This window comes from Pedococcus badiiscoriae, from assembly GCF_013408925.1.
Taxonomy (GTDB): domain Bacteria; phylum Actinomycetota; class Actinomycetes; order Actinomycetales; family Dermatophilaceae; genus Pedococcus; species Pedococcus badiiscoriae.
Genome location: NZ_JACCAB010000001.1, coordinates 1657595 through 1670385, shown reverse-complemented (window position 1 = coordinate 1670385; position 12791 = coordinate 1657595). Strand labels below are relative to the sequence as shown.

At 67.0% G+C, this 12791-nt stretch carries 11 protein-coding genes and 1 tRNA gene; 5 read left to right on the top strand and 7 right to left on the bottom strand.

Features of this window, described 5'->3' with window-relative positions:
* Positions 1 to 73: 73 nt before the first annotated feature.
* Complete coding sequence (locus BJ986_RS16315) at positions 74 to 1417, bottom strand: SpoIIE family protein phosphatase (protein ID WP_202881207.1); 1344 nt, start codon at positions 1415 to 1417, stop codon at positions 74 to 76.
* 227 nt (positions 1418 to 1644) lie between these two features.
* Between BJ986_RS16315 and BJ986_RS08000 the strand changes: the two genes are divergently transcribed.
* A complete protein-coding gene (locus BJ986_RS08000; protein ID WP_337795008.1) occupies positions 1645 to 2316 on the top strand; it encodes a DUF72 domain-containing protein in 672 nt (223 codons plus the stop codon).
* A gap of 7 nt (positions 2317 to 2323) precedes the next feature.
* Here BJ986_RS08000 and BJ986_RS07995 read toward each other — a convergent pair whose 3' ends face one another.
* A complete protein-coding gene (locus tag BJ986_RS07995; protein WP_179421498.1) occupies positions 2324 to 2872 on the bottom strand; it encodes a CGNR zinc finger domain-containing protein in 549 nt (182 codons plus the stop codon).
* Between the two features lie 71 nt (positions 2873 to 2943).
* On the opposite strand from BJ986_RS07995, the gene BJ986_RS07990 reads away from it, so the two are divergent.
* From BJ986_RS07990 to BJ986_RS07980, 3 genes are all read left to right on the top strand, one after another.
* A complete protein-coding gene (locus BJ986_RS07990) occupies positions 2944 to 4209 on the top strand; it encodes an MFS transporter (RefSeq protein WP_337795007.1) in 1266 nt (421 codons plus the stop codon).
* 174 nt (positions 4210 to 4383) lie between these two features.
* Entirely contained in the window at positions 4384 to 5892 is a 1509-nt protein-coding gene (locus BJ986_RS07985) for an MFS transporter (protein WP_179421496.1), read from the top strand.
* Positions 5893 to 6125: 233 nt separating this feature from the next.
* A tRNA-Lys gene (locus tag BJ986_RS07980) sits at positions 6126 to 6200 on the top strand.
* A gap of 127 nt (positions 6201 to 6327) precedes the next feature.
* Here the strand turns inward: BJ986_RS07980 and BJ986_RS07975 are convergent.
* Positions 6328 to 7308, bottom strand: a complete 981-nt coding sequence (locus tag BJ986_RS07975) for an NAD-dependent epimerase/dehydratase family protein (protein ID WP_179421495.1) — start codon at positions 7306 to 7308, stop codon at positions 6328 to 6330.
* A gap of 161 nt (positions 7309 to 7469) precedes the next feature.
* A complete protein-coding gene (locus BJ986_RS07970; RefSeq protein WP_179421494.1) occupies positions 7470 to 7919 on the bottom strand; it encodes a GtrA domain-containing protein in 450 nt (149 codons plus the stop codon).
* Positions 7920 to 7963: 44 nt separating this feature from the next.
* Here BJ986_RS07970 and BJ986_RS07965 point away from each other — a divergent pair, with 44 nt between their 5' ends.
* Positions 7964 to 9169, top strand: coding sequence for a DegT/DnrJ/EryC1/StrS family aminotransferase (locus tag BJ986_RS07965; protein WP_179421493.1), 1206 nt, complete (start codon positions 7964 to 7966; stop codon positions 9167 to 9169).
* A gap of 13 nt (positions 9170 to 9182) precedes the next feature.
* Here BJ986_RS07965 and BJ986_RS07960 read toward each other — a convergent pair whose 3' ends face one another.
* From BJ986_RS07960 to BJ986_RS07950, 3 genes are read right to left on the bottom strand one after another with little or no spacing between them, the layout of a single operon-like run.
* Positions 9183 to 9602: an acyltransferase gene (locus BJ986_RS07960; RefSeq protein WP_179421492.1), complete on the bottom strand. Its 420-nt coding sequence runs from the start codon at positions 9600 to 9602 to the stop codon at positions 9183 to 9185.
* A 58-nt stretch (positions 9603 to 9660) separates the two neighbouring features.
* Positions 9661 to 10743, bottom strand: coding sequence for a glycosyltransferase family 2 protein (locus BJ986_RS07955; protein WP_179421491.1), 1083 nt, complete (start codon positions 10741 to 10743; stop codon positions 9661 to 9663).
* Positions 10740 to 12686: a hypothetical protein gene (locus tag BJ986_RS07950; RefSeq protein ID WP_179421490.1), complete on the bottom strand. Its 1947-nt coding sequence runs from the start codon at positions 12684 to 12686 to the stop codon at positions 10740 to 10742. The genes BJ986_RS07955 and BJ986_RS07950 overlap by 4 nt, the downstream gene beginning before the upstream one ends.
* Positions 12687 to 12791: the final 105 nt, after the last annotated feature.

The following is a 12791-nucleotide window of genomic DNA, read 5'->3' as shown; positions in this document are numbered from 1 at the left end:
ACGGGCGGTCGCGAGCTATGTCGGCATATTTGCTGACCGTCAGGACGCGATCACCTTCCCGTCCTCGGCGGATTCACCCGTGCGACAAGGCCGTCCGGTCGGCCGCTGAGCTGGCGCGCAGCTTCTCGGCGCCCGAAGAGGTGACCCTGTTCCTGCCATGGGCGCCGTGCCAGTCCAGGACCAGCAGGGTGGCATCGTCGGCCAGGGCTCCGCCGGACAGGGCCAGGACCATGTCGGTCAGGTGGCGGGTGGTCTCGCGCGGATGAAGGGACCGGGTCTGGGCGATCTCCGCGATGAGGTCGAGGGTGGCGGCGCCGCGTTCCAGCATGCCGTCAGTGACCATCACGAGCCGGTCGCCTGGCTGCAGGGGAATGTCGGTGGAGGTGTACGCGGTGTCCGCGAACATGCCGAACGGGACGTCCACCGGGAGCAGCACCGGCGTCGTGGTTCCCTGACGGCACAGGTAGGGGGCGGCGTGACCGGCGTTGACCATGGCCAGGATGCCGCTGCGCAGGTCCAGGCGCCCCAGCATGCCGGTGGCGAAGCTCTCCGTGCCGCTGGCAGAGGCGTGCTCGAACAGTGCCAGGCTCGCGGCCGTCGCCTGCCCGAGAAGGGTGCCGCCCCGGCGGCGGGTGTTGCGCAGACTGCCGACGCACAACGTGGCGGTCAGGGCGCTGGCCACGCCGTGGCCCATCGCGTCCGTCAGTGACAGGTGCAGCACGTCCCGGCTCAGGCAGTAGTCGAAGGTGTCCCCGCCCACCGACGCCGCCGGCTCCAGCCATGCCGACAGGGTGAACGCTCCCGCTTCGCAGGTGAATGCTGCGGGCAGCAGACGCCGTTGGATCTCGGCGGGCAGGGTGAAGACCGTGCTGCGCTGGCCCCACTCGAACAGGTCGGTATGCCGCCGGTTCGCGATGACGACGAACGCCAGCAGGTGCCCGAGCCGGGAGACCTGAGCAAGTGCCGCGGCGTCCGGCGCCGTCGGCATCGACAGCTGGAGCAGCCCCAGCACCTCACCTCGCTCCGTCACCGGCGCCAGGACCACCCAGCGGGCGGGCTGACCCTCGGGACGCTGCCCTTGCGAGGGTGAGAGGACCTGCACCGTCTGGGTGCGCAGTGCCTCCTCGGCCGGGCCTCCATCGAAGGGCACGACGACTGCCTGCTCGTCATCATCGAGGCGGGGCATCCCCTCCAGCCCACCCAGCCCGAGTCCCGCCAGCACCTCGTCCGACTCGCCATGCGACAGACGCACCAGTCCTCGCCCAGAGATGTCCGCGATCAGGAAGAACACGGCCGACGCTCCGAGGCTCTGAGCCAGGGCGTCGGTGACGGCCTCCACCGCCTGAAGCGGTGAAGCGTTCTCAGCGGCATCCAGGACCCCACCCAGGGCCTGGTCGGACGTCAGGGGTGCGCCCACAGCACGACAGTACGGGCCCACGCGCCTGCGGGGCTCGCACGAACGACGGAGTCCAGTCGGGCTGCGGGCAAGGACCGTCGCGGAGTCGACGACTCGGGGATACTCGGCTCCATGCGACAGGAACAGGCCGTCCAGGGCTTCGGATCACGCTCGCTACACCCTGGCCGGATAGGCACGTGGACGTTCGCGTAGGGCTGTGTGGTTGGACGGTCTCGCAGTCTTCGTATGTGCGTCGCTTCCCCGTCGTCGAGGTCCAGCACACGTTCTACGACCCGCCAGCGGACGCCGTGCTGACCCGCTGGCGGACCCAGGTGCCGGCCAGCTTCGAGTTCACCATCAAGGCGTGGCAGATCGTCACCCACGAGTCCAGCAGCCCCACCTACCGACGCCTGAAGCGGCCTCTGCCGGACAGCGCACGTGGGCAGATCGGAGCGTTCCGGACGACGCCTCCCGTCCTTGAAGGCTGGCAGCGGACTCTCGACTGCGCCCGGATCCTGCGGGCCAGCGCCGTGCTGCTTCAGTGCCCGAAAAGCTTTCGCCCGACGGCCGAGAACGTCGCCGGGCTTCGGAGCTTCCTCTCACAGGTGGAGCGGCCCGCTGGGTGGCTGATGTGGGAGCCCCGGGGTGAGTGGCCCACGCAGCTGCTCGAGGAGCTCTGTGCCGAGCTGGACCTCGTGCACGTTGTCGACCCGATGCACACCGAGACGGTGACGCCGGAGCGGACCTACTACCGGCTGCACGGCACCACGGGCTCGCGGCACGTCCATACCGATGACGAGCTGCGCCGGCTGCGGGACCTGGTCGTCGGCCGGCCGTCGCCGTACGTCATGTTCAACAACCTGCCCCGCACCGGCGATGCAGAACGGTTCCTCGCCCTGCTCGCCGATCAGGGCGGGTGAGCAGGCGCTAGGGCCGATCAGGCGCATGGGTGCCGCGGTAACGGCGCACTTTTGCACGGTCCCCGCACGTGGCCATGTCGCACCAGCGTCGCAGCTTGCTCCGGGAGCGGTCGAGGAAGGGATGGGTGCATCGGTCATCGGCGCAGAAGCGCACCTCGGCCCCATCGGTCCGGTCGAACAGCTCCACGCCGGCCTGGGCGACCGCAGCGAGACAAGCATCAGCGTCACCGCGGCGAACCCGTCGGCCGTCAGGGCCCAGCGTCTGCGCGGGTCCCGGCCGGGAAGCCACACGGTTGAGAGCCGACCGGCTGCGCTCGGGTAGCGGCGATCCCTCGACCAAGGCGCGGACCAAGAGGTACAAGTGCTCGCGGAGCCGCTGTGCCGCCGCGAGGTCGGATCCACTCACCACGGGAGGCCGGTCCACCAGGCCGGCATCGACGTACCAGGCGGCCAGCGCAGCACGGTCGACCAGGCCCTCTTCGTCGGCCGTTCCGCGTTCGCTCAGCGTGCCCACGAAGTCGAGTGCCGCGTTCCCCGCGATGTGCACCATGCCCATGTCACCAGTTTGACGGGTTACATGCCAGGTGGCAAGGTCGCATCTACGTAACTGGTTGAAGGGGTGACACCATGTTCGGGAAACCTGTGCGCACATTCGTGCTGGCGGCGGTTCTGGTTCGCTGCATGGACGCCGGCACGACCGTCGGCATGGTGTTGCTCTGCACGGCATCACACCTGGCGTCGCCACTGCGAACCGCCGGACTGGTCGGCGCCGCTCTCACGATTCCGCACGCCTTCGGGTTTCTGTCCGCTCCACTGCTGGACCGCGTGGGCGATCCTCGGCGCGTCGTGGCTGCGGCGGCTGGTCTGTTCGCGGGGCTTCTGATGCTCACCACGGCCTGGCTCGGCAAGTCGCCCCTGCCAGTCGTCCTCGTGCTGGCGCTCGGGGCCGGCGCGGTCGGGCCGATGCTGACGGGCGGGCTGAGCAGTCTCCAGGAGGGCCGCTCAGCCGATGACCGGACCCGCCGCCTCCGCGCCGTCGACGCCCTCACCTACGGCCTCGCCGGAGCCGGCGCCCCGGTCGTCGTCTCGGCCCTGGCCACCGCCATCTCCCCTCGAGGCGGTCTGCTCGCCCTCAGCTGTCTCGGCCTGGTCGGGGGACTTCTCGTCCTTCGCCTCCCGGTGGGGCGGCCGCCGGCTCCGGATGCCTCGGTGACGCGGCTTCCTCCGACCGAACCCGCCCACCCCTCAGCGGACGCAGCCCGCTCCGGACTCTTCACCGTGCTGCGGCATGCACCATTACGACGGGTCGCCCTGCTCACCTGGGTCGGTGCCCTTCTCGTCTCCGCCGCCCTGCTGACGGGGATGAGGTTGGGCGAGGACCATGCCAGCGGCTACGGCGGCTGGGTAGCAGTGGCTTTCGGACTGGGCGGTCTGGCCGGCGGACTTGCCCTCACCATCCGCCCCCTGAGGATGCAATCGGACCGCGGGATGGTGCTCTTCGTCGCCGCGCTTGCCCCACCACTGGTCGCAGTCGTCCTCGTCGAACGATGGTTCCCCGCCGTGTTGGCAACCTACGCACTCCTCGGCCTCGTCGTCGCCCCCCAGACGGTCCTCAGCCTCGCAGCTCGTGGCGAGCACGCACCCGACCGCGCGCGCAGATCCGTCTTCGTGACCATTGCGGGAACGAAGGTGGCCTTTGCATCCGCCGGGACCGCACTGGCCGGTCTGGCAGAAGGCTGGAACGCCCAGGCAACGCTCACGGTCCTCGCCGCCGTCGCGCTCGCGAGCAGCATCCCCGCGGGTGCCGCGATACGGGGCTCGAGGCGGTACTTCCACAGAGTAATGAAAAACACACTTTCCGATGTAATGCGAACCACATTTCCCGGCGATTAGGGCCCTCGCCGGGGGCCGTGTAACGTTGCGGAGGCTTTTGCCGCATTCCATGCCGGAAATGAGGCGAGAGCCATATCCCGTGGGCATGGCCCGCGGTCTCGACCACAGGAGCGCCAGAATGCCGAAACGCGAACGTTCTCACGACTCGATTACTGCTTCAGGAGCGCTGTAGAAATGGCTAGGAAACCCCTTTTGAGGCGCCGTCTTAATACTTCACACATCAACGTCGTCGATCGGCCCAAACTGAAAATGGCCCTGGGTGGGACCATGGTCGGCAACACCATGGAATGGTACGACGTCGGCGTATTCGGCTACCTCATTACCACCATGGGGCCGGTCTTCCTACCTGAGGCTGATAGATCCGTTCAAAACCTGTTCCTGCTGGGCACCTTTGGCGCCACTTTCATCGCTCGCCCGCTCGGTGGTGTCTACTTCGGCTGGCTTGGTGACAAGATCGGCCGCCAGAAGGTTCTCGCCATGACGCTGATCATCATGGCTGCGGCGACTCTCGTCGTGGGGCTGCTCCCCGGCTACTCACAGCTCGGCATCTGGGCCGCAGCACTGCTGGTCGTCACCAAGCTCGTGCAGGGGTTTTCCACCGGCGGCGAGTATGCAGGGGCCACCACCTTCGTCAGCGAACACGCTCCGGACAAGCGCCGTGGCTTCTTTGCCAGCTTCCTGGACATGGGCAGCTACCTGGGTTTCGCGATCGGTGCCGGGCTCGTCTCCGTCCTGCAGCTGATCCTTGGCCAGCCGGCAATGGAGGCTTGGGGCTGGCGCCTGCCCTTCCTGCTGGCAGGCCCGCTCGGCATGATCGCCATCTACTTCCGCATGAAGATCGAGGAATCGCCCGCGTTCCAGGCAACCCTGGATGCGGAAGAAGGCGCCGCCGCGAGTTCCCAGTCCGGCCACGGCGTTGCTCCGATGGGTCCGGTCGGGATCTTGAAGGCCTACTGGCACAGGATCCTGCTGGCCATGATCCTGGTGGCCGCCGCCAACACCGTCGGCTACGCGCTCACGTCCTACATGCCCACCTATCTCACCAGCAACAAGGGATACGACGAGCTCCATGGGACGCTGCTGACCATTCCCGTCCTGGTCGTCATGGCATTGTGCATCCCATTGACCGGACATCTCTCGGATGTCATAGGACGCCGTCCCGTGCTCTGGATAGGCGCCATCAGCACGGTCGTGCTTTCCCTTCCCGCGTTCCTGCTGATCGGGGTGGGAGGAATCTGGTCGACGCTGCTCGGCCTGGCTTTGATTGCTTTCCCCGTCACGTTCTACGTGGCCAATCTCGCGTCAGCGCTGCCGGCACTGTTCCCGACCGCCCATCGCTATGGGGCCATGGGCATCGCCTACAACTTCGCGGTCGCAATCTTCGGCGGCACAACGCCCTTCATCATTGCCGCCCTCATCAAGGCCACAGGCAACGAATTGATGCCCGCCTACTACCTGATTGCCACCTCGGTGATCAGTGCGGTCACCATCTTCTTCCTCCCCGAATCGGCCCGGAGGCCCCTGCCCGGGTCAATGCCCAGCGTGCAGTCGGAAGCGGCGGCTCGTGAGCTGGTGGCAACTCAGGACGAAAATCCCATGCTGGATATGAACGAGCTGCCTTTCGACGACACCTATGAACCGCCGGCACAGTCCGACGCGGACCTGTCGGCGATGTCGGCGTAGAGCTTGGAAGGCGATCCCGAGGTCGACGGGATTCCCGAGGACGGCGTGCCGTCCAGCTCCTTCCCCCGAGGGCCACGAGGCTCAGTCGGACGTCCTGGGTGGCGGCCCAAGGCGGTCGGGGCCAAAGGGACATCTTGCCTACGGCATACTTGCGGCGCGGCGGGTGCACGGACCGGTCGAACCACACGGGCGATGTCCGCGAGGCTTCTCCCGAGCAATGTCCGTGTCCCCCAGGGCCTCTAGCTCAACGGCAGAGCTGCGGACTTTTAATCCGTAGGTTGTCGGTTCGAATCCGACGGGGCCCACCAGAAGTTTCCGCAGGTCAAGGCTGTCCCCGCCACGCGATGCGGCAGTCAGCGGCTTGGCTGAAAGGCAGCATGGGAACGATTCGTAACACCTGCTGCCGCGCAGGCTCGCGAAGCGAGCCCGTCACCCCTAGCGGCCGTTCAGCGCTTTCTCGCCCAGGTAGTAGTCGATCGTCTCCTTGAGCTGGGTCTTCGACAGCGGGTGCGGGTGCAGGTCGAGGAGGGTCTTGGCGCGCGTGATGTCCGCGCAGTGCCGCCGAACGTCTCCGGCCCGTTCCGGCGTGTGGACGATGGGGTGGTTCTCGGCGCCAAGCACTTCCAGGAGCTCGCGAACCAGGGTGTTGATGGACGTCTCGATGCCGGTCGCCACATTGATGACGAGGCCGCGAGACTCCACCACCTCATAAGCCCGCAGGATGAGGTCCACGGTCTCTTTGACGTAGATGAAGTCGCGGGTCTGCTCGCCGTCGCCGGTGATCTCGACCGGGATGCCTTCAGCAACTCGGTGGATGACGATCGGGATGATGCCTGCGTAGCTGCCGGGGTTCTGCCGGGGGCCAAAGTTGTTGAAGGGCCTGACGATCACCGCGTCGATGCCGAAGGTCTTCACATACGACGTGATGATGGAGTCGGCTGCGGACTTGCTCGCCGCATAAGGGGTGATGGCGTCCTGCGGATGGTCCTCTGACATCGGCACGCCACGCGCTGTGCCGTACGTTTCTGACGAGGAGCAGTGAACGAGGGTGTCGATCAGTCCGCGGCGAGCCAGTTCGCAGAAGGTGGTGGCGATGCCGATGTTCGTCTGCGCGGTCCAGACCGGGTAGTGCAGGGAGGTTGGCAGCGGGACGATGGCCAGGTCGAACACCACGTCCACCTCGCGCTCCGAGACGACGTCCTGCATGGCTGCCAGATCCGAGGCATCGAGGCGCCGCACCGCAAGGTCGGTGTTCTTGGCTACGGCGTCCTGAAGGTTCTCCTCCCGCCCGAGGAAGAAGTTGTCGACCACGGTGATCCTGCTGGGCTCCTCCAGCAGCAACCGGTCGACGAGGTGGCTGCCGATGAACCCAGCGCCCCCCGAAACCAGCACGGACTTGCCTTGAAGCTTGAGCACACTTGACCCCGTAGTCATTGGAGGACGGACCGGTAGGCGCCGGTCTCAATGGGCATTTCGACAGAGACCTTAGCAGTGAGAACCACGCAGACTCTCACGGCTGCCGTCGACACAGACAGACGCACGCCAGCTCCCGGCGTGACGCGGCCGTGAGAGCTCGATCAGGCCTCGGGGCTGGAGAAGGTGACGCGATCGAGCCAGATGTAGCGACCGATGAACAGCCCGAGCTGTCCCAGTAGACCGGCTGCCACGAGAGCCAGCCCCCTCGCGCCGAACCACGCGTCGGCGATGGCGATGAGGGCGCCGGACGCGAGAGCCCCCACCATGACCAGCTGCCAGAAGGCGAACATCTCCGCGAGCAGCCCCTTGCCGGTGCGTTCATGCCACACGAACCTGCGGTACAGCCAGAAGGAGGGAGGCGTGATCACCGTGCCCACGACCAGGTTCAGCAGGCCCGCGTTGACGTCCCAGATGCTGCGCGCCAGCAAGAGCAGGCCGTACCCGACCGGCACCGTGATCAGCGACAGCGACGTGTAGCGGGAAAATCGGCCGGATACCAGCCGGCGAAGTCCGTCGCGGGACTCACCTACCCAGCGGGTGGATGGTGCCATCAGTCGCGCTCCCGTCGTCTTGCCCTACGTCTATCATGGCGCGCATGAAGCCAAGCCCCATCCAGGCGTCGGGGTTCCCCGACACTTCCGCCAACCCGATCCCGCTGAGCCATCCCTCGACCGATGAGGCCGAGCTCGCAGCAGTGGCAGAGGTCTTTGCCTCCGGCTGGATGGCAGGACAGGGACCGCACGGCACCATGCTCGAGGAGGGCTTCAAGAAGCTGACCGGTCGTGCGTACGCGATCGCGGTGAACAACTGCACTGCTGGCCTTCATCTCGCGCTGGCCGGCCTTGGGCTGGGTGCCGGCGACGAGGTGCTGGTGGCGGACTACAGCTTTCCGGCCACCGGACACGCGGTGCTCTACTGTGGCGCAACCCCGGTCTTCGTTGACGTGCGTGAGGACACGGGAACGATGGACCCCAAGCTGCTCGAGGAGGCCATCACGCCCCGGACGAAGGGCATCCTGGCTGTTGACGCCCTTGGCACCCCGGCCGACTGGAACGAGCTGCAGGAGATCGCCGACCGACACGGTCTCTTCCTGGTGGAGGACGCGGCCTGTTCGGCTGGTGCCGAGTACGACGGCCGGCCGTGCGGCAGCTTCGGGGATGTCGCGGTGTTCTCCCTGCATGCGCGCAAGGGCATCACCTGCGGTGAGGGGGGAGTCATCGTCACCGACGACCCCGAGCTCGCCGCGAGTGTGCGGGCAGCCTCGTGCTTCGGCATGGAGAGTGCCTTCTCCCGGCAGTCGGCTGGGACCCTTGCGCTGCCGACGTTCGCCGCGATCGGGTACAACTACAAGCTGTCCGACGTTCTTGCCGCCGTGGCGGTGGTGCAGCTGGGCAAGCTCGACGCCTTCCTCGACCGACGCCGGGCACTGGCTGTGCGCTATGGCGAGCTGCTGAGCGCAGTGCCGGGGATCGAGGCGCCAGTCGTTCCGCCGGACCGTCTCTCGGCCTGGCAGACGTATGCCGTGACGGTCACTGAGCCGCTCGATCGCGATGCGATCGCCATGGCTCTGCGAGCACGTGGGGTTGGGAGCACCATCGGGACCTATGCGATGCACCTTCAGCCGGTCTACGGGCCCGCCCCTGCCGGGTGTCCCTCTTCGCAGCGCCTGTTCGAGCGTCAGCTCGCGCTCCCGATGTACGTGGGCCTCACAGATGATCAACAGGACCTCGTGGTTCAGATTCTCTCGTCCATCGTCGCAGGGGACACGGTGCCGGACGCAGAGACTGTCACCACCGCTTAGGGGCCAGAGGCCCTCACTTCGAATAGCTGATCTTCCCGCTGCTCGCGTCAACCGTGCCCACCACCCGGGCCGGCACGCCAACGGCAACGCTGAAGTCTGGCACGTCGACGGACACCACCGCTCCGGCACCGACGATGCAGTGGTCTCCGATGGTGACACCCATCTGGATCACCGCGTTCGCGCCGATGAACGTGTAGTCGCCGATGCTGACGGGTGACCTCTCGATCGCCACTTTGTGGTCGGTCACGCAACGTTTCGCGGTGGAGTGGGTATAGATGTGGACGCCTGCGGAGACGTTGCAAGACCGCCCGATCACCAGTCCGCCCGAACCGTCGATGAGGCAGAACGGCCCGATCCACGTCCCGTCACCAATGGTGGGTTCCCCCACGAACCACGCCAGCGGGTTGTACGGATTCGTCGGCACGGACGTCATGTCGGCTCCCCTGTCGTCGTGAGCTGGGGCGCTCTGCATGCGCTCAGTCACGTTGCGGTCAGTCACGGAGGGTCAGGTGGGAGAGCTGGGTTTCGGCCTCGCGTGGGGAGGGCGCGCGGCGGCCGTGACGGGGCAGGATCCCCCCAGCCGTCTCGGAGGCCCGGGTGGACCCCCACACGTCGCGGACGACATACAGGGGTCGACTTCGGACCTCTTCGACCGCTCGCCAGAGGTACTCGCCCATCACGCCGATGACGGTCAGCTGGGCTCCGCCGATCAACAGGACGATCACGGCCACGGTCGGCCACCCGCTGGGCGTGGCGACCCCGAAGAAGAGGTCGCGGATCACGAGCACCAGGGCATAGAGCAGGCCGCCTGTTGCGATGCACACCCCGAGCGCAGCGCAAAATCTCAGGGGCATCGAGGAGAACTGGATCATCGAGTCGACGGCCAGCTTCACCATCTTCCGGCGGGTCCACCGGCTCGTGCCATGCACCCGGTCGACCTGCTCGTACTCGACGCGCACCTGCGTGAACCCCAGCCAGGCGATCAGCGCCAGCACGTTCCGGTTTCGCTCCGGCAGCTGGGCCACCTCGTCGATGACACATCGATCCAGCAGCACCCCGGATGGTCCCTCCGGGGGGTAGTTGGCCAGGTTGGCGAACTTGCTGAACATGCCGGAGAACGCCCTCGATGCGAGGTCACGCGACTTTGACCTGCCCACCCGGGCCTGCGGGACGCCCCATACCACGTCCGCGCCCTGCTCCCATTGAGCCAGGAAGTCGTTCAGCAGCGACGGAGGCTCCTGCAGATCCGCCCCGAGGACGACGGCACACTCCCCCCGGCATCGGGCCAGTCCGGCGGAGATCGCATAGTGGGACCCAAAGCTGCGGGCCAGGCGGATGACCGTGACACGGTCCTGCTCCTGGGTCAGGCTCTTGATCCCATCACTGGTGCCGTCACTCGAACCGTCGTCAACCAGGACCAGCTCGAAGCTGTAGGCCGGGTGACTGACAGCGAACTCGCGGAACCTGGCGAGCAGGCCGGGGACGTGGTCGATCTCGTCGAGCGCGGGGATGATGACCGAGACCAGCGGCAAGCTCTTCTCGGCTTGGTCTGCACCGGGCGTGGCTGTGGTCATTGCATGCTCTTTTCGTGTGCGGCAAGCTCGGCCGTTCCCACGTAGACCGTCAATCCCATCGTCTGTGACGCACTGGCCAGCTGCCGGTAGTCGCGGGAGAACGTTAGCCCGCAGGCCTTCAGGGCGCGAATCTCCGAGCCCGAAACCTTCCGACTGAACACCAAGATCGGTGGCCGAGACCCCCAGGGACCCTTCCCGCCAGGACACGCAGCCCGTATGCCTGCCGCGGTGCGCCGCCTGTCCCTGGCGGAGTACCACCCTTCGCCCACCGATCTGCCGTCGAGCGCGAAGATGACTCCCGGCAAGCCATCGAATCCCATCATGTAGGTACCACCACCTGGCTTGAGGTAGGGGCCGACGAGACGAGCCAGCTGGCTGTAACCCGCGGCCTTTTCGGGCGTCAGCGTGACTGAGCTCAGCGCCGGAACCCCGGATGCGTGAGCGGTGGTCAGGCTCGGCGCGGGCACGCGGTAAGGATGAAGCAGCAGGCCACTCGTCGCGATGGACGCCGACAACACGACCGCCCCGGCGGCGGCCGTCGCTGTGATGGCGCGCGCCGCGCGTGGGGTGGCCTCGATCCCCGTCAGGACAAAGATGATCAGGGCGGCGAAGGGGGGAAAGCAGTTGAACGCCATGTAGTAGATCGGGTTGCCAGTCCCGGCGGCCTGGGTGAACGGGAGCAGCAGCAGCAGGGCGACCATGGCGGCGCCGCGCCAGCCTTCCCGCCGCAACGACGACGCCTGGCCGGTGGGGCGGCGCCAGTCGAGCAGCGCCCCCAGCGCGACGATGAGAGTCGTGGCAATGACCAGGGTCGGAGCGACGCTGTACTTGGGGATATTGGCATTCCCGCCGGTCAGCGCGCCGCCCGCAACCAAGATCCAGCACGAGCGTGCCGCGGCCGCCGCTGCCGCGACGAGCACTACCGCGGTCGCCTTGGGGCCAACCCTGTCTCGGATGAGCAGCGCGATGAGCGTGACGCTCAGGAGCACCCAGTGCTCCTGAGCCATACGCGTGATCAGCTCGCCGAACCTGAGCCGGTACATGAGAAGCAGGCTCTCGGGACTGTTGGAGCCTGCGGCGATCAGCTTGTTCGTGGACAGCATCAGGGGGATGGCCTGGTCCAGCCGTACGAGGAACAGCTGGACCGCGACGATGGTGAGCACGAAGCTAGCCAGCGCCAGTACGACAAGCCGCACCATCTGCCGATACCCACCGGGCGCGATCATGACCACGGCGACCACGGCGACGACCAACAGGGTCAGGGCCGACGAGGCCCATTTCGCGATCAGCATCGCGAACACGAGAGGGCCGGTCGACAAGGCCAGCCAGGCGGGGATGGCCCGACCCAGCTCCACCTCAGCTGCCATCCGGAGAACCACGGCGGCGGCCAGGAGCCCTCCGAGGAGGGACAGGTCGTTGTAACCGGGGCTCAGCGGGAGCCAGGAGTAGCTCATGCCCGCGCACGCGACGATCGCCGTGGTGCCGGCGGCCTCCCACCAGCGCGTAGCTGGGGCGTTTGGGCGCCTGATCCTCAGCCACCGCATGAACGACCAGCCAAATGCCGCGCTTGCACCGATGATCGTCAGCACGCGGACCAGCCGCAGGCTCGCGACGTTGTGCCCCAGCAGCTGGAAGACCGGGCCGTAGACGAACTGCGCTCCTGTGAACGTGCGAAGATCCGTGTTCCACCAGCGGTAGGACAGCAGGTACAGGCCCTCGTCCGTGTGGTCGAGCCCATGTCCGGCCGTGAGGGCGGCGGCAAGAATCCAGGCACTGGCCGCAGCCACCGATCCCAAGGTGGCGAGACAGAGGAGCTGAGCAGAGGTCGGTCGGCGTGATGTCAGGCCCGGCCGGGCAGCAGACATCGAGGGCGCAAGGGGCTGGCTACCGGAAGGCCCTGCCGCCGTCGCCACGGTGCCGCCCTGGGCGGTCAAGTCCTCCATGTGGCGCCTAGCCTCCCTCACGTCTTCCATGTCGCCCCTAGGCTAACCCGCGCGACGGCTCAGCCATGTGCGGACACGTCTGGCTGCACGGTCGGCGGCGCCCAA